This window comes from Fibrella aestuarina BUZ 2, from assembly GCF_000331105.1.
Classification (GTDB): Bacteria; Bacteroidota; Bacteroidia; order Cytophagales; family Spirosomataceae; genus Fibrella; species Fibrella aestuarina.
The window spans coordinates 4,295,772-4,317,637 of the sequence record NC_020054.1 but is presented as its reverse complement, the minus strand read 5'-3'; the positions used below and the strand labels follow the sequence as shown (position 1 = coordinate 4,317,637).

Sequence of the window (21,866 nt, the reverse complement as noted above, 5' to 3'; positions counted from 1 at the left end):
CTTTCACGCTTTCACTCTTTATCTCATGCCCACCTCCGTCTGTGCTGTGTTTGACGTTGGCAAGACCAACAAGAAAGTACTGGTGTTCGATCAGCACTATACGTTGCTGCACGAAGAGCAAACGCCGTTTACCGAAATCACCGACGACGACGGTTTTCACTGCGACGATCTGGCCCGGCTGACGCGTTGGGTGCGGGAGACCTACGCGTGGCTGCTGGCCCAGCCGCAATGGTCGTTGCGGGCGGTAAACGTGTCGGCCTACGGCGCGAGTCTGGTGCACCTCGACGCGCAGGGGCAACCCATTGCACCGCTTTACAATTACCTGCGCGAATTTCCCCGTGAGTTGCACGGGCGCTTTTTCGAGCAGTATGGCCCCATCGACCAGTTTTGCGCGCAAACGGCTTCGCCTGATCTGGGTATGCTCAATTCGGGGCTGCAACTCTATTGGCTCAAGCACACCAAACCGGTGCTGTTCGGGCAGATTGCCCATTCGCTGCACCTGCCGCAGTACATCGCGTACTTGTTGCATGGCCAACCCGTGTCGGAAATTACCAGCGTGGGGTGCCACACCGCCCTCTGGGATTTTGGCCAGAACAACTACCACGACTGGACGCGCCGGGAAGGCATCACCGCCCTTTGCCAGCCGCCACTGCCGTCAACAACCTGTTTCACGCTCGCCAACGGCGTAGTAGCGGGCATCGGCATGCACGATTCGTCGGCGGCGCTGGTACCGTATCGGCGGGCCTTTGCCGAGCCCTTTGCGCTGCTTTCCACCGGCACCTGGGCCGTGAGCATGAACCCCTTCAACGACGAGCCCCTTACCGTCGATGAGCTTCGGCAGGATTGCCTGTGCTACCTCGGTTACGACGGAAGGCCGGTGAAAGCCTCGCGCCTCTTCGCGGGCAATGAACACGAGCGGCACGTCCGGCACCTGGCTGACTATTTCCACGTCGACCTGAACACCTTCCGCCAGGTACGGTATGATGCCGCGCTCATGCAGCGGCTACAGGCGCAGTTCCGCCAACCCAAACCCGCCGACACGTACCTGACCGACCTGCGCGAAAGTCCGTTCGTGGAGCGTAACCTGAACACCTTCACCACCTACGACGAAGCTTACCACCAATTCATGCTCGATCTGATTGCCCAGCAGCTAGCCTCGCTTCAACTGGCGATCGGCAGATCGGGCATTCGGAACGTATACGTCGATGGGGGTTTTTCACGCAACGACGTGTTCATGCGGGGGCTGGCGGCAGCCTTACCCCATTGTCGATTGCAGGCCTCGGAAGTGGCTCAAGCGTCGGCGCTCGGTACGGCCTTGGTCCTGCACGACCACTGGAACCCCCTGCCGTTCGATCCCGACGCGATTCGGCTGGTGGGGTATTGAGCAGGATAGACGTCGCAAAGGAACAAACGGGCTGTTTCGTATCTTGTGAAAGAAATACCAAACCGACGGACCGATGACGATGTATTCGGTGGAAATTCTGAACCCAAAAGCAATTCGCCTGCTGGAAGACTTAGCTGATTTAGACCTGATCAAGCTACAGCCAAAAACACCTGTAGTCCCGAAAAAACCGATGAGTGACGAGGAGCGGGCCTCGCTACGAGAAGCGGTGCTCAGGGGTAGCCCTAACATGGACATCGACGCAATGCTGGAGCATCTTCGGGAGTCTCGCCAAGACCGAAAACTACCCTTTCGCGATGAATAATGATTATTGTTGATTCAAACATTATCATCTACGCTGCCAAAGTGGAGTATGCCTTTTTGCGCGCTTTGCTGATTAAAAAGGGAACGTATCTGTCTAGTATTTCCAAAGTTGAAGTACTGGGCTTTCAACAGATCACAGCTGATGACGAACGATACTTGAGGGGATTGTTCGATACAGCAGCCGTATTGTCGATTGATGATTATGTCATCGACAAAGCCGTTGAACTTCGCCAACAAAAAAAGATGTCGCTTGGCGATGCCATTATTGCCGCTACGGCTCTACTGAACGGCTTCGAGCTGTACACCCGCAACACGGCTGACTTTACCTCTATTCCCGGCCTTGTGGTCGTAAACCCCATCGACCGGTAACGTACCTGATTCCTAATCTACTCACCCATTTTTATGCGCTTTCTTTTCCTCGTGGGTCTGCTCGTTGCCTCACTGGCTCAGGCCCAGATTCAGTTAGTACCGCAGCCGGTATCGGTGCAGCCTCAGCCGGGCCACTTCACCCTGACCAAAGCCACAACCATCACCTACACCAAGCCAGAGTCGGCCTCGGTAGCGGCAATGCTCTCCCGGCAACTGGCCGAACAGACAAGCCTCACGCTGACAAGCCGGCCCGCAGCGGCAGCCCCCGTCAATACCATTCTGCTCACGCTGACCCCAACGCCCGACGCTAAACTAGGCCGCGAAGGCTACCGGCTCAGTAGCAGTCCCAAGGGCGTTGTCATCACGGCCAACCAACCCGCCGGGCTGTTTTACGGGACGCAGACGCTGTTGCAACTGGTACCGACCGAACAGCCTGCCCCGACTGGGCGAATGACCCAGCCGACCAACGTACCCGCCGTGCAGATCATAGACTATCCGCGCTTTGGCTGGCGCGGGGTGATGCTCGACGTGAGCCGCCATTTCTTCCCGAAAGCCGATGTGATGCGCTACATCGACGAACTGGCCCGCCTCAAACTGAACACCTTTCACTGGCACCTGACCGACGACAACGGCTGGCGGATCGAGATCAAAAGCCTGCCCCGGCTCACCAGCGTAGGCGCCTGGCGTGTGCCGCGCGATGGGCATTTCGGCGAGCGACCCAACCCCAAACCGGGCGAGGCCGCTACGTATGGCGGCTTCTACACGCAGGACGACATCAGGGAGGTGGTGAAGTACGCGCAGGCCCGCAACATCACCATCGTACCCGAGATCGATATTCCCGGCCACAGCATGGCGATGCTGGCGGCGTACCCCAACCTCTCGTGCAGCAAAGACACGTCGGTGCGGGTCAACCCCGGTACGCAGTTTGCCGAGTGGTACGGCAACGGCACGTTCAAGATGCTGATCGACAATACGTTGAATCCGTCGGATGAAGCCGTTTATGCTACGCTCGACAAGGTGTTCACCGAAGTGGCGGCGCTCTTTCCGGGCCCCTACATCCACGCCGGTGGCGATGAGTGCTACAAAGGGTATTGGGAAAAAGACCCCGGCTGTCAGGCGCTGATGCAGAAAGAAGGCATGAAGCACGTGGAGCAGCTTCAGGGCTATTTCATGAAGCGGGTCGAGAAGATCATCAACGCCAAAGGCAAGAAATTCCTGGGCTGGGACGAGATTCTGGAAGGCGACGTGTCGCCCAGCGCGACCGTGATGAGCTGGCGGGGCATGAAAGGCGGCATCGAAGCGGCCCAACACGGTCACGACGTGGTGATGACGCCCAGCACCTTTGCCTACATCGATTACATGCAGGGTGACCCCACACTTGAACCCCGCATCTACGCCAGCCTGCGCCTCAAAACCTGCTACGAGTTTGAACCCGTACCGCCCGGCATCGATTCGACGCGCATCCTGGGTGGGCAGGGGAACCTCTGGACCGAACAGATTCCGACGCTGGCCCATGCCGAATACATGACGTACCCACGTACCTGGGCGCTGTCGGAGGTATTCTGGACGCCACGCAACCGCCGCGATTGGGCCGGGTTCATTCCCCGTCTCGAAGCGCAGATGCGCCGCGCCGATGCCGCCGGGGTCAACTACGCCCGCGCGGCCTACGATCCCATCGTCAGCACGACCATTGCTGACAATAAACTGACCCTGATGCTCGACGCCGAACTGCCCGGCACCGATATTTTTTACTCGCTCGACGACACCGTGCCCGGCCGTTACAGCCAACGCTACAGTCAGCCTATTCCGGTGCCGGAGGGCGACGTGACCCTGCGCGCCGTTACCTACCGCAACGGGCAACCCGCCGGCCGCATGCTTACGCTGAAGCGCGACGAGCTGCTGAAGCGGGCTAAAAAATGAGCCGTTCACCGTCCTGACTACTTGAATGCTTTCCGGCCCAAAACCGGAGGCTGATGCTGTAAAAGCTTTATTTTAGCCCGTTCGCACGTACAGTCTATGAAACAGCCATCACACATTGCCCTGCTTGTCTTCTTGTTGCTTGGTGGGCCACTCCATCAGCTGCTGGCCCAGGAACGGGTATTACTCACGGCCGATTCGGTGGTGCTGTATCAACGGCACATTGGCCAAACGCCGGGCGTGTATCGCTACTTCCGGCACTTTGTGGGCGATGTCAACAACGACAAACGGCCCGACATCGTCGTGATCGCCCAGAACACCCAGCAACGGCCCGACGACCCTAAAGGCGGCTTCTCGCGCCGGGTGCTGCTGTTGCTGCATCAGCCCAACGGGCAACTGCGCACCGCCGTTTATAACGATCAGCTCGTGGCCTGCTCGACCTGCGGCGGGGGCAATTCCCGGCAGGATCCGTTCACCCGCGTTACGATCAACGGTAATTTTCTGTCGTTCATCAGCACGGTGGGCTTCGGCGAGAAAACCATGCAGATCGTCACGTTTCAGTTTGACCCCAAACGACCCGACTGGTGGCTGCACGACGTTGTGTTGCAACCGATGGCGTTCGATGCCTCGGGCAAGCTCACCAAATCGAAGCCTGCCAGAACGGTTGATCTGAAGCCGTTTGGCGAGGTTCGGTTTGAGACCTATACCAGCAAGATTCTGCCCAAAAAATAGCGGCTGTGTGATCGGTGGTGCGGCCGATTCCACCGGGAAACGGGCACAAAAGTCGGTGTGCCGGGGTTGTTCAGATAACGGGTAATGCCGGATGCTGTATGATTGAATTCCTGACGGTGGCCTCGTTTGTGGGCTACATCATCTACCTGAAATATTATGCCGACCAACGAAGCGAAGCCGAGAAACAGGCCGAACAACTGCACGACGGCATTTTGCTCTACCAGACCGATCAGTTGGCGGCGGCGTTGGTCTATTTCAACCAGGCACTGATCGAACACCCGAAGTTTGGCGTGGCATACCTCTACCGCGCCCGCATCTACCGGGCGCTGGGCGACACCGACGAGGCGCTAAAGGATCTGACTAAAGCCAAAAGCTTCGATGATACCATCGCGGACCTGCACCTCGAGACCGGCCAGATCCATTACGAACAGGGCGATTACCCGACGGCCTTTCAGGATTTCGACAAAGCGATCTTCCACGGCAACACCGGCGAGGCCTATCATTGGCGCGGCCTGACCCGGCAGCAAATCGGGCAGGTAACCGAGGCCAGTCAGGATATGGCACGGGCCGAAGCGGCCCTGGTGGCGGCGCGCGACGTATTGGGCCTACCGAATCCTAAATCGCAGATGTTTCTGGATCGGTCTTTGCTTAAACATGCGGGCCTGACGGCGCTCAACGCGGCGGTGCTACTTTTTATCATTAAACAAACGTCGGTCATTCATTGGCCTTACCTGGTTGCCACGGCTTCGGCGGCAGCTATTGGGTTTGCCGAACCGCGTAAAGGGTGGGTATTAGCCCTGCTACAGGCCTTTCTGCTGGGCGTTGGCTACTATGTCGTGGTGGGTCCGTCGCCGTCGAGTGTGGATCTGGAAGTAGAATTATTCTCGCTCTATGGGGCAATTGGTCTGACGTTTGTAGGGAGTTTGCTGGGAAGCATTCTGAAACGCGCCCAGGCCTAAGTGGAATCGCTGAATGCCGGGAGCCAGCTTGGGTGTCGACCCCATTTTAGAGCCTCTCGCGTATGAAAAATACTCTGACATCGTTGTGGTCAGTAGCGAAATTAGTTGGTCTGGCGGAGTCGGTGCCCATGCAAACCACGCGGGTGTACGAAGGGCACGTGGGCAATTACCCCGTCTCGCTAACGCTAACAACCGCCGACAATCTGGCCTACGGTACGTTGGTCTACACGCGCAGCGGCATCCCCATTCAGGTGGTGGGTACGTTGCACGGATCATCGTTGTTGATGCACGAGTTCGACAAGAAAGGCAACGTGATGGGCGTCTACAGCGGCAAACGAACCAGCAAAGGGTTTCTGGGCCTGTGGAATAGTCCGTCGGCAGCGGGCCCCGAAATGCCGTTCGACCTCACGGGTGGGGTGACCAACAAGCCGGAAAAGCCCCTGAAACTAACCGACCTGACCGGGACCTACGAGTACAATTTTGGCCCCAAAGCCAGCTCGGCAACGCTTTACGTACAGCAACTCGATGCCCGCAAAATCTGGATGGCCATGCAGGGTGTTACGGGCGAACCAGCCCGCCAGCTGGCTATTATCGACCGGACATTGCTCCGGCTATCGGGCAATCAGGCTATTTATACGTCCGCCGAAAAAGGCAAGTGCGCCATCAAGCTGACGTTCTTCAACAATGGTGCCTGCGTTGATTTTCTGAACGATTCGGCCAATTGTGGCTTTGGGGATGCCGCCACCGTAACTGGCAATTACGTCCGCACCAACTCGCAAACGCCCCTTTTTCAATACCTGAACTGAGGCCCAACAAGTGGGCCTAGGCGTCGGCTATGTTTCGACAACGCCCGGTAAACCGCGAATAAACCCGACGGCTTCGTGGTTATGGAGGTATGCAAGCCATTCAAGAACTCCTCGATCAGAAAGTCGATCAGTATAACCGCCCAGCCTTCATTGCACGTGACCCCATCAGTATTCCGCACCGGTTTTCGCGGTTGCAGGATATCGAAATTATGGGCTTTTGGGCCGCCGTACTGGCGTGGGGGCAGCGGCCGGTGATTTTGCAGAAGGCCAACGAACTCGTTACGCTCATGGAGGGCGTACCTTACGATTTTATCCGCTACCACGAAGACAGCGACCTGCGCCGGTTTCTGGCGTTCAAACACCGCACCTTCAACACCACCGATACGCTCTATTTTCTGCATTTTCTGAAGCAGTACTACAACCGCCACGAATCGCTGGAAGATGCCTTTCTGCCCGTTGGGGGCGGGGCCGACAGCCCAACCACCGAACCGCACCTGATGGCCTTCCACGACCGGTTTTGCGATACCACCGGTGAAGCGGGGCTGTTCTTCCCCGAACGTACCCGGAAACACATTGCTACGCCGGCCCGCAATTCGGGCTGCAAGCGGCTCAATATGTTTCTGCGTTGGATGGTCCGCCGCGACGATAGGGGCGTGGATTTTGGCCTCTGGCAACGCATCCGGCCCGACCAACTGGTTATTCCCATCGACGTGCATGTGGGCCGCGTGGCCAGTAAACTGGGGCTGCTCGGCACGAGGCGCGTCGGTCCGTCGCACGGTGAAACGCCCAAAACCGACTGGAAAGCTGCCGTGGCCCTCACCGACATCCTTCGCCAATTTGACCCCACCGACCCTGTCCGCTACGACTTCGCCCTGTTTGGCCTCGGCGTGGAAGGAGAGATGTGATCTTATTGAGGGCACCGCAGCATCCGCACGGTCCGCCGCTGCGGTGCCATCAACCAAATCAACAACTTCATTCCAGCGCGAAAGTGATGGGAAGCACGTACCTGACCCGCACGGCGCGACCGCCCTGTCGGCCCGGTTTCCAGCGGGGCATCAGGCGCAACACGCGCAGGGCTTCTTCGTCGGTACCGAATCCAAGCCCTTTCAGTATCGAGGCGTCGACGATACTTCCGTCGGTATTGACGGTGAAATTCACAAACACCTTGCCTTGCGCGTTGACCCGGCTGGCTTCGGCGGGATAATGCAGGTGCTTTTGCAGGAAACCGATCAGGGCCGCCTGGCCACCCGGAAACTGCGGCTCCTGCTCAACCGACACAAAAACATCGTCTTTTGTGGGCGGAGTCACCTCCAGCGCGTGCTCGATAACCGTGGGGCCGTTCGAGGCTTCGGGCGCTTCGATGAACTCGACCTCGCCAGTGCCTTCCTGCGTCGTCTGTCCCGAGGTGGCCTCCTTCAATTCGTCGACCGTAGCCACGTCAGGTACGTCGTCAGGCGCGTCGGCTACCACGTCGGGCACGAGGTTACGCACCGTAGCCTGAGCGGGCGCGGGCTGCGTTTGGGGTGGTACAACCACCGGGTCGTTGGGAGGAGTCTCGATCTTGACGTCGTCCAGGATTACCTCGTCCATAAACTGCGTCTTGTCAGGTTTGACCAGCGCGTAGAGGCGGGGCAGTTGCAACGTACCCAGAAACAGCAGGCTGCCGATTAGCACGGCACGGCTCAGCGTGGGGCGGTAGGCTTGCCGGAGTGCATAGGCACCGTAGGCCTGTGGTCGGCCTGCAAACAGAATGTCGTCGAAATTGGCCATGATACTCGGTGTTTGGTTTCCGAATGGATGCCGAACGGCCAAAAAGTGCATACGACAAACGCCCCGGCTGCTCATGCGATTGAGCGGCCGGGGCGCTTCGGTAAGTCTACAGGCTTATCAGGGTACGTACGATTCGAGCAGGGTCATGTGGCCGTTGGGAACGAGCGTCACCGAAGGCGTCGAGGCCGGAATCAGCGCGCATTCGCCTTTTTTCAGCGGCACCGAATAACCCCCCGTTGCCTGAATCGTGAGGGAGCCGTCCACGCACACCAGAATCACGAACGAGTCGAGGTGGGTATAATCGTGCATCACCTCCTGATCGAAATCGAGCACGTTGGTCACGAAGTAATCGCTCTTTACAGCGTTCACGCCCTCGTTCCGCTTATGGTCGTAGCTCGTCTTGTAGTCGCCGTAGTAGTGGTAATCGATGGCGTCGACAGCCTGCTCCGTGTGGAGTTCGCGCGTTTGGCCTTTATCGTCTTTCCGGTCGAAATCATAGATCCGGTAGGTGATGTCGGACGTTTGCTGAATCTCGGCCAGCAACAGCCCTTTGCCGATGTAATGAACGCGGCCTGCGGGCAGAAAAAATACGTCGCCGGGTTTGGCTTCTTCGATGTTCAGAATCTCGGGTAGCGTGTTGTCGGCCACGGCTTTCACGTATTCGTCTTTGGTCACCTCGCGGTTGAAACCCGAATTGAGTTTGGCCCCTTCGTCGGCTTGCAGAATGTACCACATCTCGGTTTTGCCGAAGCTGTTGTGACGGGCGCGGGCGAGTTCGTCGTTGGGGTGTACCTGAATGCTCAGATCGTCGTTGGCGTCGATGAATTTGACCAGCAACGGAAACTCGTTGCCATACGTTTCGTAGACGTGCTTGCCAACCAGTTCCTCTTTGAATTTTTCCAGAATCGCCTGCAGGTTTTCGCCCACGAGTGCGCCTTCCTTCACTACTGAAATGTTGCCCGGTACGCCCGAAATTTCCCAGGTTTCGCCACAGTTGGGCAGCGGTTGGCCGTCCGGGCCGGTCGGGAAGTCTTTGCCCAGGATGGTTTTTATCTTGTGGCCACCCCAGATTTTGTCTTTAAACTGAGGCGTAAACGTGAGCGGGTATAGCATTGCGGTTGATTCGTTATGTCGTCTGACTCTTGAACCGGCAAAGATAGGCGGGGGTTTGATGTTTCGAGGGTTGGGATCGCTGCGAAACCCTGACTATAGCGTGAACGGCTTTTGTTGAACCGCCTCCCAACGAAACCGCCCGAAGTAGACTCTACGATCAAAAATGACCGATTATGAAGGGCTACGCTATACTCCTTGGGCTATCGCTGTTACTCGCCTGCGGCCGGGCGACTGAGCCAACGCCAACCGACGTACCTGCCTGCATTCAGGCCATTATCCAGCAGAACGGACAGGCAAGCAATCGGTGGCCTGTTGTCACGATCACGCGGTATAAATACCAAAACCGGTACGTGTATTTTACCCTGTCGGACTGCTGCGACGCGCCCAGCCTGGTGCTGGACAGCGATTGCCAGACCATCTGTTCGACCGGTGGTGGATGGGGACGCGGCGACTGTCCCGATTTTTTCAAGGAAGCCACCGAGAAAACTGAGATTTGGCAACGTACCCCGTAAGCCGGTTGGGCGTCCTCCACTTTCTGTGCGACCTTTGCGTCGGCTTGTATAGCAAGCCGATTATTCACGCAATCCTTCATTTACGCATTGGCTAAGCTTTGGCAAAAAGACGGCGTATCAACTGCCGCTGAAATAGAACGCTTTACGGTCGGCCGCGACCGTGAGATGGACCTGCACCTGGCTCCGTTCGACGTGTTGGGTAACCTGGCGCACGCCCGGATGCTCGAAACCATCGGCCTGCTCACCACCGACGAACTGACCGCGTTACAGGGTGAGTTGAAAACCATCTACGGGCAAATCGAAGCGGGGCAGTTTGTGATCGAGGACGGCGTGGAAGACGTGCACTCGCAGGTGGAACTGCAACTGACGCGGGTACTGGGCGACGTAGGCAAAAAAATCCATTCGGGCCGGTCGCGCAACGATCAGGTGCTGGTGGATCTGAAGCTGTTCACCCGCACGCGGCTGTGGCAGGTGGCCGAAGCGACCCACCGTGTATTTGACCGGCTCATCGCCCGCTCCGACGAGCATAAGGCCGATTTGCTGCCGGGCTACACGCACCTGCAAATCGCCATGCCGTCGTCGTTTGGCCTGTGGTTTGGCGCCTACGCCGAAGCCCTCGCCGACGATATGCTGACGCTGCAAACAGCCTACCGCTTTGCCAACCGCAACCCGCTGGGGTCGGGGGCGGGCTACGGCTCGTCGTTCCCCCTCAACCGCACGCTCACCACCGACCTGCTGGGCTTCGAGGGTATGCACGTCAATGTGGTGTATGCGCAGATGAGCCGGGGCAAAACCGAACAGACGGCGCTGAACGCGCTGGCGGCGATCGCCAGTACGCTCTCGCGGCTGGCGATGGATGTTTGCCTCTATAACAGCCAGAATTTCGGTTTCCTGATCCTGCCCGAAGCCCTCACGACGGGGAGCAGCATCATGCCGCATAAGAAAAACCCCGACGTGGCCGAACTGCTGCGGGCCAAGTGCAACCGCTTGAAAGCCCTGCCTATGGAGGTGACGCTGGTGCTGAGCAACCTGCCCTCCGGCTATCACCGCGACATGCAGATCTTGAAAGAGGTGCTGATGCCCGCCTTCGACGACCTGCTCGACTGCCTCCACATCGCCGACTATATGCTCGAACACGTGCAGGTAAAACCCAATCTGCTCGACGATCCCAAATACGACCTGCTGTTCAGCGTGGAGCGGGTCAATGCGTTGGTGCTGGAAGGCGTGCCGTTCCGCGAGGCGTACCGCACCGTGGGTAAAGAAATCGCCGAGCACACCTATCAGCCCCCCCGTGAGCTACACCACACCCACGAAGGCAGTATCGGTAACCTGATGAACGAGCACATCGTTGAAGCGATGCAGGATGCCCTCGCTGGCTTCGGTGCCGAACGTACCCAGCAAGCCGAACGGGCATTATTGGCCTGAACTGGGTACGTCACTTGATATGAACTATAGCCTCTGGACGATCCTAAACGTCGCGTTGCTGCTGGGTGTGGTGCTGGCCTGGCAGTACTGGTTTTATCGACAGCCGAAAACGTTGCCAGCTTTTCGGTTTGTGGGTACGGTAGCCCTTCTCGCTCTGGCGTTTTTCTGGATTAGTCGATCCAACCGTTTTCCTCCCGCCGACCGGGTGCCGACTCAACTGAACGGCTGTTATCAGCGGGATAGCCTGAGCGGGTTTCAGCACGTTAATTACCTGGTTAAAACCCCCACGCTTCAACTCCAGAACATGACGCACCTGACGTACCCACGCGACTCGATTTTTAATCGGGTTGTGCTGGAGGTACGTCCGTTTGCGCATAATCTGTTCCCCATTTTTGACTGGGACCGTACCGTCAGCTACCGGCAGGTATCTCCGACGGAACTGGCTTATACCATCGACGTAGCGCTCAAGTGGAGGCTGCTGTTTATCCCGGTTTATACCGAGCATCGCCTGTTTACGCGCAGCTTCCACCTGACGCCCGCCACATGCCTCTAAGCAACGGGTAGAGTTATCTATCACCGCATACCGATGGCATCGCGGATGAGCTGCACATAACCCTTGATCAGTTGTGGGGCGGCGTTGCGCTGCAAGCCCGCGTATACCACCCGCACCTCGTAGTAGTACAACCCACCGGGTAACTCCCTACCATCGCCCGTCTTGCCATTCCAGGCGACTTCGCCACCCACCGAGGTGTAGACCTTCACCCCCCAGCGGTTGTAGATCACCACCTCCACCCGCTCCACAAACCGAGGACACCGCAACGGCGTAAACACATCGTTCTTGCCATCCCCGTTGGGGGTGAACAAGTTCGGCAAGGCAAACAACGGGCAGATGTCCTTGCACACCCGGTTGCTGGGCCCACTCTCCAGACCCCGGTTGTTCACCGCCCGCACCTCATAGCAGCCCGCTACCGTGGTCAGATTCTGATGCACAAACGTGGTGGTCGGGGCCGGGATGTTGGCCAGCAGCCGCAGGCTGTCTCCCTCGTAGCGGGCATAGTACAGGTTGTAGGAGGCGATGCGCGCGTCGCAGGCCTGCCCCCCCACCTGGGTGGGGTAGCTCCAGGTCAGCGTGTTGGCAAAGCTCGCCTGGTTGCAGAAGGCGTCGGGGGCCAGATTGGCGCAGTTGAGCTGATCCACCGTCAGGGCCGGGGCGCAGGGCCGGGTGGTGTCGCCCGGCGAGGCGCACTGAATCTGACTGAAATTCAGCAACCGCCCCGTGCGAGCCCGGATGGTGGGGTCAGCATACTGGCCCACCGTTTGCACCCGGTAGCAATAGCTGCTGTCCAGCGAGAGGGCCCCACTGGTGTTGCCGTCGGAGGCCACCAGGTCGGCCCCGCTGTCCACGTAGCGGTAGGTGGCCGGCCCCTGCACGGCTACCTGGGCGATCAGGTTGAAGGGGCCCGCCGGACCCGTGCGGCTGCGATACACCAGGTGCGTCTGGTTGTCGTTGCTCCAGGGCACAGCGGCCGCCCAGCTCAACTCGATCTGACGGATGCCGCCCGTGGCGCTCAGCCGCACGCTGTTGGCGATCTCGGTGGTCTCCTGGCGCAGCAACTGGCCGTTGACGGTGGTGTAGAACTCCAGCCGGTAGCGGTAGACGGCCCCGGCGGTGTTCACCCCCCGGTCCACAAAAAAAGTGTCCACCACCGAGGGCAGCAGGCCCGTGCTCACCGCCGTCAGCTGGGTGAAGGCCGTGCTGGTGGCCCCCTCGGCCCGCAGCAGCCGGTACTGGAAGGGACCGCCCCCGTCGGCGGGGTTAAGCCCGATGGGCCGGCTCCAGCGCACGGTGATCACCCCGCGGCCCGCGCCGGTGGCCGGTCCGGTGCTATCGACGGTGACCTGGGTGAGGACCGGGGCCAGCAGCGGCAGGCTCAGGCAGACGCCCGCCGAGACGACGCTCTCCCCTCCGGTGGGCAGGGCGAATTGGGCCACGATGCGGTAGGTGTAGCTCACGCCCCGCCTAAGGTTGGTGGTGTCGGTGAAGGTGGTAGCCGTCAAAGGCACGCTGCCGATGCGGGTGTAGCCCGAGAGGATGCCCGTGGTGCAAGAGGGCGGGTTGCGCGTATCGCAGCCTTCCTGGCGATACACGATCATCTGCGAGGGCTGCTGGTCAGCCGGTGGTGTGGGGGGCAGGCAGCTGTAGCCGCTCCAGTTGAGCTGGATGGCCCGCCCGCTGGTGCCCACCCCGGCCAGGGGGCGGGCCGTCAGGTTCTGGGGGCGGGGGGCGATGAGCCGCACCCCGAAGGTCTCGTAGGAGTTGAGCGAGAAGGCCGTGCCCCGGGGGGGCTGGTCGGTGGCCTTGATGGTGATCTGGTAGGGGTCCTGCCGCAGCTGGCTGCAGTTAGTCTGCCAGGAGAAGGTGCCCGTAGCGGGCGAAGGCTGGGAGGCCGCCGGGGTGAGGCTGGCGTAGGCGGGGGGCAGCAGGGCGGGGGCATACTGGGTGCCCTCGGGGGTGCGGTTGAAGGGCCCGCCGTAGCCCTGCAACAGGATGCGGTTGCCATCGGGGTCGGTGGCGCGGATGGCCTGGGTGATGAGGCTGCCCGCCTCGGCGCAGATGTCGGCGATGGGGTCGATGAGGGGTCGTTTGTTGGGTCCGTCGAGGACGATGACCTGCACGTCGCGGGTGATCTCCCCGATCAAGACGCCCTGTCGCCATTCCTGGATGACGAAGGCGTAGTTGTACTGGCCGGCCTCGACGGGGGCGTCCCAGCAGACGTCGCCGGTGCGGGGGTCGACGGTGAAGGTGGCCGGTGAGCTCCCCGCTTCGGTCCGACCCGGTGCCCCAATCACATTAGGGAGCACATAAACCGGCACGGGCAGCGACCGGCAGGCTACAGCATTCACGTTACCGATCTCGTCGGCTGATCGCTGGGGCGTGGCGATACGATAGGAAAGGCTGTCGCCATCGGGGTCGAAGGCAGCGGGGTTGTGGCAGTAGCGCTGGCTAATGCGGGCCGTGTCGACGGGGGCGTTGAGCAGCACGGGGTTCGAATTCAACCCCAGCGACCCATTGGCAGAGATTGTGGTGGAGACGAAGAAGTTGACGTTGAGCGAGTTGCCGTTGTTGATGTTGCGGGTGTTGTCGTTGCGGTTGATGACCCGCGCTGAGATGGTATACGTACCTGGACCGGCGTAGGTGTACACAATCCGATAGATGTTGACCGTGGTGGCAGCATTGAGTGGTCGAATCGACAGGCGGGGTACGTTCTGGAAATTGCCATCACCAAAGCAGAAGAGGGATTCGGTAGCGGCGGCGGCGGCGTCCTGGCTTAGCCGGTTGGTGACATCATAATAAGCCGTCAGGGTAATTTCATACGTCAGGGCCGACCCGGAGCTGGGCAGGCGCCGGGTCGTGATTTCACCCGCCCGCACATGGGTAGCCTGCGTAATCGTTGGCCATAACAAGCCAATAGCCATCACCAGGGCCACTAGGCTTACCGTAAAGAATGATCTCATAGCGTTAGACGTACTTATTTTCCCGATAAACGTTGGCTTGTCTCAACCTGGTGTACGACGCCGTAAAATGGTTACTTGGCGGTAGGTCAACCCGGGTCGAGTCGTGTACACGTCGATCAGATTACGGGCCTATTGTGCTATAGTCTACGCCCTGTGCGCTATCTTCCGACTATGAATGCACGGCTTCTTCTTTCCTTTTTTCTACTATCGACCACGCCCTTGCTGGCTCAGTTTCGTTACACGCCCGAGCGGCCCCAACCCGGCGACGTGGTCTCGTTTACGTACACTCCCAACGCAATGCTGGCCAGTGAAACGACCATCGAAGGGCGTTACGTGCGCTACGGATCGCCGCTGGTGATGCGGTTGAGCCAGCCCGAAACAGCCACGGCCGTGCGGGTGGGCAACAGCGTGATCGGCGAGGTGAAAGTGCCTAAAAAAGACGTAGCGGGCTTCCTGATGGCCTTCCAGAGTAAAGCCAAGCCCGCCCTGATCGACCATAACAACACCCATTTTTACCCCATTCTGCTCCACACCGCCGACGGTAACGTGCAGCCCCACGCCACGGGCGGGCAGGCGTCAGTGATGGTCCGCACGGCGTTTCCCTACGCCATGAAAATCAAACCCGACTGGGCCTGGACGGTTGGGCAGTATGAACGGGAGCTTCAGCAGCACCCCACCACCCGGCCGCTGTATTGGGCCGACCTGATTCTGGCCAAAATGCGGCAGGCCGAAAGTGGTCCCGCTACATCGGCGCCAGCCGGTACGCGCGCTTCGGCCAGAGGTGGCGCCACCAAACGCGCGCCAGCTGGTCGCGCGCCATCGCCGGTCAATTTCCGGCAGACGGCCCTGACCGACATTGCCACGTACCTGGACAGCCAGAAACCCGCGCCTTCGCCCGCTGACCTGACTACCGCCGCCCAGCTTTATGACCAACTGAATGAACCCAAACTGGCCCAACAGACCCGTGATCGCATCAAAACGGTAGACCCGGCGGGCGACGCGGCCCAAAAAGCGAGGGCCGAAGCCGTTCGGGCCGAGCCGGATCTGGGCCGAAAGCTAACCGCCTTTTCCTCGTTTACACAGGCATTTCCGACTTCGGCCTACCGGGCGGTGCTGGTGAGTTCGGTGGCCGAAGCGTACTTCAAACCCGGTCAGTTCAAGGAACTGGTCCACTTCCTGACCGCCCAGCCGGTAACCGCCACTGACCCTGCGCTCCTGCTCAGTTTTGCCCAGCAGATGGCCGAAGAGGGGCGCGGTTTGCCCCAGGCCGAGTGGATCGCCAACCGGGCTATTGCTGTGTTTCGGCAGGTGCCTGCTCCCCGCAATAGTGGCCAGGATCGGGTGGCTCAGATCCGGGCCGCGCAGGCTGCGCTGGGGCATGCGCTCGAACAACAAAATCGCCTCCTGCCCGCGCTGACGGCCTACCGCGAAGCCGCCACCAGCCTGACCCCCGACCAGACCGACGTCCGCACCAACGAACGTACCTGGCTGTGTGCCCAACGCGCCAGCCGGGCCGATTCGGTACTGCCTTTTATCGAAAGCGTCGTGCGCGAAGGGCGGGCCACCCCGCGCCTGCGCAGCAGCCTCATCGAGTGGCAGACGCCGCGGCTGGGTGGTGCGGCGCAGGCGACAACGTACCTGCGCACGCTCGAAGCCGACTACCGCGCCGATCGCCGCGCCGAACTAGCCGAACAGTTTGTGAACCAACCCGCCCCCGGCTTTACGCTGACGACCCTCGACGGCAAAACGGTTTCGCTGGCGGGGCTGCGGGGTAAAGTCGTGGTGCTCGATTTCTGGGCGACCTGGTGCGGGCCCTGCGTTGCTTCCTTCCCGGCCATGCGGCAGGCGCGCGATTACTTCAAAAATGACCCCAACGTGCAGTTTCTGTTCGTCAACACCCGCGAAGGGGGTCCCGTCAGCCGGGTGCAGAATTTCGTGGCCCGTCAGCCCTATACCGGCGTAATACCGCTCGATCTAAACCAGCGGGTGTCCGACGCCTACGGGGTGCAGGGTATTCCCACGAAGGTTATCATCGACCCCAAAGGCCGGGTACGATACCGCAGCATTGGCTATTCGGGCAATGCCGAAGCCACCGCCGACGAACTGACGCTGGTGATCGAAGCCCTGAAAGAGATGTAACCGCCAAAATCGGCTTCGTTCTTCAGGGATTAGGTCCGCTTTTTGCAGGTGAGTGCGTACTAATCAGTAGCTTACGGCTATGAATCGCTATCTCACACCCTGCCTGTTTTTGCTCAGTGTAACCGCCGCACTGGCTCAGCTTCGCTTCACGCCCGACCGGCCCAAAATCGATGGCGTCGTGTCGTTTACCTACACACCTACCGGCCCGCTAATTGGCGAAACCGACATTCAGGCAGTGTTTCTGCGCTACGGCTCCCCGGCGCAGATGCGGCTGAGCCAGTCGGAAACGGCCCCGGCCGTGCCGACCGGCTCAGCCTTCGTGGGAACGATTAAGATTCCGTTTAAAGAGGTAGCGGGGCTGTTAGTCGCGTTCCAGAGCCGAAACAACCCGGCGCTGATCGATCACAACAACGCGCATTTTTACCCCATCCTGCTTCACAGCAAAACCGGCGCGGTGCTGCCTCATGCCGTGGGTGGGCAGGCGTCGGTGCTGATGCGCACGTCGTTTCCGTACCTGCTCAAGGTCAAACCCGACTGGGCCTGGGCCGTTGGGCAGTATGAGCAGGAAATTGCCCGGCACCCCACCACCCGCCCGCTCTACTGGGCCGATCTGGTGCGGGCCAAACTACGGGAAGGCCAACAGGGCCAAACCCGTCCCGACTACCGGCAAACCTGCCTGGCCGACATCGACGCGTACCTGACGAGCGAGACGGCTAATCTGACGCCCGCCGATCTGCGCGCCGCCGCCGAACTGTACACCCAGCTCAACGAGCCGCAACTGGCCCAGAAAGCCCGCGACCGCATCAGCAGCGTCGACCACAGCAGCGATGCCGCCCAGAAAGCCCGCGTGGCGCAGATCGCCGCCGAGCCGGATCTGGGAAAAAAGCGGGCAAATTTCAATGATTTTGTGGCTACCCTGCCGCGTTCGCCCTACCGGGGCGTGGCTGTGAGTGCGGTCGCCGAGGCGTACTTCAAAGCGGATAAGCTGCGCGAACTGGTGGAGTTTATGGGTGCTGAAGCCGACCCGGAAACCGATCCGGTCCTGCTGTTGTCGTTCGCGCATCAGCTGGCCAAAGAAGGGCGGGGCATGCCCCAGGCCGACTGGCTGGCCAACCGGGCCATCTGGGCGTTTGGCAAGCGCCCGGTACCCCCGACGAATAAGCAGCTGGCGATGGAACGGGCGGGGCAGATCCGGGCCGCGCAGGCGGTATCAGCCCATGCCCTTTACGAGCAGAACCGGTATTTGCCCGCCTTGAATCGCTACCGGGAGATCTGGACCAGCACGCCGCCGCGGCAAACCGACCCCACCACCAACGAACGCATCTGGCTGTGTGCGCAGAAAACGAGCCGGGCCGATTCGGTGCTGCCCTTTATGCTGACGGTCGTACGCGCCAACCGGACCACGGCGAGCCTGCGCAGCAGCCTGCGCGACTGGCAAACGGCGCGGCTGGGCGGTACGCGCGAACTGGCCACCTACCAGCACAACCTGGCCCTTATTGAGGCTGCTGACCGCCGCGCCGTCGTGATGGACAAGTTTACCGACGAACCGGCCCCGCCGTTTACGCTCATGGCCCTCAACGGGCGGCGGGTATCGCTGGCGAGTCTGCGGGGCAAGGTCGTGGTGCTCGATTTCTGGGCGACCTGGTGCGAGCCCTGTCGGGCATCGTTGCCGCCCAAACTCCAGGTTCGCAACAGCTTCAGGAACGTACCTAGCGTGCAGTTTTTGTTTGTGAATACCCACGAAACCGCCGCCAAAGCCGCTGTGCGGGCTGTTGCCGCCAAACAGATTGGCGCCAGCCCCGTACTACTCGACCCGGACCGGAAAATGGCCGATGCCTACGGCGTAAAACTGCTGCCGTCGACCATCCTGATTGACGCGCAAGGGCGGATACGCTACCGTAGCGCGGGCTACTCTGACAACGCACAAGCCACCACCGACGAGCTACAGCAGGCGATTGAGGCCCTGAACGACGGATACCGCTGAGCCAATAAACGGGGAAATAAGGTCCTGCTGGCGTTGTTTCGCCCGCCGCGTTCATCACTCTTTCAGTGCGAATACCACATCTTTGCGGGATGAATCAGAAAGTAGTTGTGATTACGGGGGCTTCGTCGGGAATTGGGCAGGCATTGGCCTTTGCCTTTGGCCGGACGGGTGCTGCCATTGTTTTCTGTGGTCGAAAAGCCGACGCCCTTCAAACAACGGCGCAGGCACTGTCGGCGGCAGGCATTACCAACCTTCCTATTGTGGCCGATGTGAGCGTCGAAGCCGATATGCAGCGTCTGATGGCCGATGCCGTTGGTCGGTTTGGCCGAATCGACGTGCTTATCAATAACGCGGGTATCAGCATGCGGGCGATGTTTGCCGAAACCGATCCCGACGTGCTGCGCAAGCTCATGGACATCAACTTCATGGGCACCGTCTACGCCACGCGCTACGCCCTGCCGCACATCCAGCAAACGAAAGGCTCTATCGTCGGGATTTCATCGATCGCGGGGTATCGCGGCCTGCCCGTCCGGACGGGCTATTCGGCGTCGAAGTTTGCCATGAACGGGTTTCTGGAAGCGCTACGCACCGAATTGCTTCATAGCGGCGTACACGTGCTGACGGCCTGCCCCGGTTTTACGGCCTCCAACATCCGGTTCTCCTCGCTCGACGCCCACGGCCGCACCAAAGGCGACACCATGCGCGACGAAGGCAATATGATGAGTGCCGATGAATGCGCCGACCATATTCTGAAAGCCGTTCAGAGACGCAAACGCGAACTCATCCTGACGACGCAGGGCAAGCTGACCGTGTTTATCAATAAATGGTTGCCAAGTCTGGCCGATAAGCTGGTTTACAATACGTTAGCGAAAGAAAAGGATTCGCCGCTAAAGCGCTGATCAGTCATTTGTCTACCAATCAACTGCGTTCGTAACCGTATTTGTTACCTATTAGTTGTGCCTAAAATTTACTGATCGGATACTGTACTGATACTCAAGGGTTAATCGTGCGAAGTAGGTGCACAGGATGTGTTTGATGCGATTTTTTCATGCAATAAGGATCATATATGGCCGTTCTGGCCTTGAAATCAATCCCGACTTGTATGAAAAAATCCTTTATTGTCGCCGGTATGCTGGCGATGCTGGGCCTTGGGGCTTGTCAATCTGATCAGGTAGCCGACCCGACGCAGGGCGCCGTACCCGTCGCTACGTCGTCGGTTCGAAAAGCAAGTGAAACAGCTACGGCTGAAGCGTCAGGCGTGGTGTCAGGCTTTGCGGAGCAGGGCAAGGCTGCCAATGCCCGGGCGGCGTCGGCGGCGTTGCAACAGGAAATCCTGACGTACCTGAACCAGGCCCGCGCCAAATCGTGCCTGTGCGGAACGACGACCTACGCTCCGGCTCCGGCGCTCGCGCTGAACGCCAAACTGAACGCCGCCTCCGACAAACACGCGCTCGACATGGCAACCTACAACTACTTCAGCCATACCGGCCGCGACGGGTCGCAGCCCTGGGACCGGATGACGCGGGAAGGGTACATTTGGCGCACGGCGGGTGAGAACATCGCCGCGGGCTACACCACCGCGCGGGCCGTGGTGGATGGCTGGCTGAAATCGCCGGGCCACTGCGCCAATATCATGAATCCGTCGTTCAAAGAAGTCGGCGTAGGCTACGCTACCAACACCAGCAGCACCTACCGCGTCTACTGGGTCAACGACTTCGGCACGCAGCGGTAAGTAATAAATAATGAACGATGTATAATGTACAATGAGGTTGGCACGGCGTATTGCTGGCGCAACCCATTGTGCATTATACATCGTTCATTATTCATTAAACAGCGGGTTCCTGCTGGCTAAGGCAGTGGAAGCTGCCCAGGCCCCAGACGATCTCGGTAGAGTCGATACCGATGATTTTCCGGCCTGGGAAGCACTGACCAATCCGATCGAGCGCGGGCTGATCATTGGCGCAACGGAACGTCGGAACGATCACCGACCCGTTGGTAATTAAGAAATTAGCGTAGGAAGCGGGTAGCCGCTGCCCATCGCTCTCGACCGGGCCGGGCATGGGCAATTCCACAATGTTGAGTGGCTTGCCGTTCAGCAGCCGCATTTGCCGGAGTTCGTGATGAATTTCCTGCAAGGGGGCATAGTTCGCATCGTTGGGGTTGTGTTCGATGGCGGCAATGACCGTGTCTTCGTTCACAAACCGCACCGTATCGTCGATATGCCCATCGGTATCATCGCCCACGATGCCATCTTCCACCCACAGCACCTGCTTAACACCGTAGTAATCGCAGAGATACTGCTCGATCTGCGCCTGCGACAGGTTCGGATTCCGGTTTTTGTTAAGCAGGCAGGCCCGGCTCGTGAGCACCGTGCCGGCCCCGTTGAACTCCACCGAACCCCCTTCCATCACGATGCCCGGCGTCACGTAGTCGAGCTTGCGGTAGTGGGCAATGGCCGTAGGAATCAGGTCGTCTTTGTCGTAGGGCGGGTATTTGCCACCCCAGGCGTTGTAGCCCCAGTTCACGATCATCCGCTCCTTGGTGGCGGGGTTAATCAGAAAGGCCGGGCCGTGATCGCGGCACCACGAATCGTTGGTCGGGAAGGGGAGGAGCGTGATCCGGTCCATATTGGCCCCGGCCATCAGCAGCCGCATTTTTGCCTGCTGGATAATCACGTCGTTGTGGGCGTTGATGCATACAGGCTCACTTTCTGAAATCGCCTTGATGAAATCGAGGTAAGCGGGCATCATTAATTCGAGGCGCTCCCGGCTCCACGACGCGTCGGTATGGGGCCAGCTCAGCCAGGTGGCCACGTGGGGGTGCCATTCGGCCGGAAAAAAGAAGCCCTGTTGCGCGGGCGTTAACTCATCAGTTGACAGGTCACTCATTCTTGTTCTTTGTTGATATATTGCTGTCTGA

General features: G+C 59.6%; 19 protein-coding genes. 15 read left to right on the top strand and 4 right to left on the bottom strand.

Annotated features, from left to right (window positions below; all coding sequences use genetic code 11):
• Positions 1-25: 25 nt before the first annotated feature.
• From FAES_RS17660 to FAES_RS17625, 8 genes are all read left to right on the top strand, one after another.
• Positions 26-1,384, top strand: coding sequence for an FGGY-family carbohydrate kinase (locus tag FAES_RS17660; protein WP_015332595.1), 1,359 nt, complete (start codon positions 26-28; stop codon positions 1,382-1,384).
• A 73-nt stretch (positions 1,385-1,457) separates the two neighbouring features.
• Positions 1,458-1,706 carry a hypothetical protein gene (locus FAES_RS17655; RefSeq protein WP_041258057.1) on the top strand — a complete coding sequence of 83 codons (249 nt, stop codon included), beginning with the start codon at positions 1,458-1,460 and terminating at the stop codon, positions 1,704-1,706.
• On the top strand, positions 1,706-2,074 hold the full coding sequence (locus tag FAES_RS17650) for a type II toxin-antitoxin system VapC family toxin (RefSeq protein ID WP_015332594.1): 369 nt from the start codon (positions 1,706-1,708) through the stop codon (positions 2,072-2,074). The genes FAES_RS17655 and FAES_RS17650 overlap by 1 nt, the downstream gene beginning before the upstream one ends.
• A 33-nt stretch (positions 2,075-2,107) precedes the next feature.
• Positions 2,108-3,994, top strand: coding sequence for a beta-N-acetylhexosaminidase (locus FAES_RS17645; RefSeq protein ID WP_015332593.1), 1,887 nt, complete (start codon positions 2,108-2,110; stop codon positions 3,992-3,994).
• Positions 3,995-4,090: 96 nt separating this feature from the next.
• A complete protein-coding gene (locus FAES_RS17640; RefSeq protein WP_015332592.1) occupies positions 4,091-4,723 on the top strand; it encodes a hypothetical protein in 633 nt (210 codons plus the stop codon).
• Positions 4,724-4,821: 98 nt separating this feature from the next.
• Positions 4,822-5,682, top strand: coding sequence for a tetratricopeptide repeat protein (locus tag FAES_RS17635; RefSeq protein WP_015332591.1), 861 nt, complete (start codon positions 4,822-4,824; stop codon positions 5,680-5,682).
• Between the two features lie 62 nt (positions 5,683-5,744).
• Positions 5,745-6,488, top strand: a complete 744-nt coding sequence (locus tag FAES_RS17630) for a hypothetical protein (protein ID WP_015332590.1) — start codon at positions 5,745-5,747, stop codon at positions 6,486-6,488.
• A gap of 89 nt (positions 6,489-6,577) precedes the next feature.
• Positions 6,578-7,393, top strand: coding sequence for a TIGR02757 family protein (locus tag FAES_RS17625; RefSeq protein ID WP_015332589.1), 816 nt, complete (start codon positions 6,578-6,580; stop codon positions 7,391-7,393).
• A 67-nt stretch (positions 7,394-7,460) separates the two neighbouring features.
• Here FAES_RS17625 and FAES_RS17620 read toward each other — a convergent pair whose 3' ends face one another.
• Positions 7,461-8,258, bottom strand: a complete 798-nt coding sequence (locus FAES_RS17620) for an energy transducer TonB (protein ID WP_041258055.1) — start codon at positions 8,256-8,258, stop codon at positions 7,461-7,463.
• 117 nt (positions 8,259-8,375) lie between these two features.
• A complete protein-coding gene (locus tag FAES_RS17615; RefSeq protein WP_015332587.1) occupies positions 8,376-9,371 on the bottom strand; it encodes a type I phosphomannose isomerase catalytic subunit in 996 nt (331 codons plus the stop codon).
• Positions 9,372-9,544: 173 nt separating this feature from the next.
• On the opposite strand from FAES_RS17615, the gene FAES_RS17610 reads away from it, so the two are divergent.
• From FAES_RS17610 to FAES_RS17600, 3 genes are all read left to right on the top strand, one after another.
• Positions 9,545-9,883, top strand: a complete 339-nt coding sequence (locus FAES_RS17610) for a DUF6970 domain-containing protein (RefSeq protein WP_015332586.1) — start codon at positions 9,545-9,547, stop codon at positions 9,881-9,883.
• A 165-nt stretch (positions 9,884-10,048) separates the two neighbouring features.
• Complete coding sequence (gene argH, locus FAES_RS17605; protein WP_015332585.1) at positions 10,049-11,308, top strand: argininosuccinate lyase; 1,260 nt, start codon at positions 10,049-10,051, stop codon at positions 11,306-11,308.
• Positions 11,247-11,861, top strand: coding sequence for a hypothetical protein (locus tag FAES_RS17600; RefSeq protein ID WP_015332584.1), 615 nt, complete (start codon positions 11,247-11,249; stop codon positions 11,859-11,861). Before argH ends, FAES_RS17600 begins: the two co-directional genes overlap by 62 nt.
• Before the next feature lie 20 nt (positions 11,862-11,881).
• On the opposite strand, the gene FAES_RS17595 is transcribed toward FAES_RS17600, so the two are convergent.
• A complete protein-coding gene (locus tag FAES_RS17595) occupies positions 11,882-14,824 on the bottom strand; it encodes a T9SS C-terminal target domain-containing protein (protein WP_015332583.1) in 2,943 nt (980 codons plus the stop codon).
• A 171-nt stretch (positions 14,825-14,995) separates the two neighbouring features.
• On the opposite strand from FAES_RS17595, the gene FAES_RS17590 reads away from it, so the two are divergent.
• The 4 genes from FAES_RS17590 (at position 14,996) to FAES_RS17575 (ending at position 20,679) form a co-directional block, all read left to right on the top strand.
• Positions 14,996-16,963, top strand: coding sequence for a TlpA family protein disulfide reductase (locus tag FAES_RS17590; RefSeq protein ID WP_015332582.1), 1,968 nt, complete (start codon positions 14,996-14,998; stop codon positions 16,961-16,963).
• A 79-nt stretch (positions 16,964-17,042) separates the two neighbouring features.
• Positions 17,043-18,947, top strand: coding sequence for a TlpA family protein disulfide reductase (locus tag FAES_RS29120; protein ID WP_015332581.1), 1,905 nt, complete (start codon positions 17,043-17,045; stop codon positions 18,945-18,947).
• 89 nt (positions 18,948-19,036) lie between these two features.
• Positions 19,037-19,846 carry an SDR family oxidoreductase gene (locus FAES_RS17580; RefSeq protein WP_015332580.1) on the top strand — a complete coding sequence of 270 codons (810 nt, stop codon included), beginning with the start codon at positions 19,037-19,039 and terminating at the stop codon, positions 19,844-19,846.
• A 203-nt stretch (positions 19,847-20,049) separates the two neighbouring features.
• Positions 20,050-20,679 carry a CAP domain-containing protein gene (locus FAES_RS17575; protein WP_041258053.1) on the top strand — a complete coding sequence of 210 codons (630 nt, stop codon included), beginning with the start codon at positions 20,050-20,052 and terminating at the stop codon, positions 20,677-20,679.
• Between the two features lie 94 nt (positions 20,680-20,773).
• Here the strand turns inward: FAES_RS17575 and FAES_RS17570 are convergent, their stop codons facing one another.
• Complete coding sequence (locus tag FAES_RS17570) at positions 20,774-21,835, bottom strand: agmatine deiminase family protein (protein ID WP_015332578.1); 1,062 nt, start codon at positions 21,833-21,835, stop codon at positions 20,774-20,776.
• Positions 21,836-21,866 lie beyond the last annotated feature (31 nt).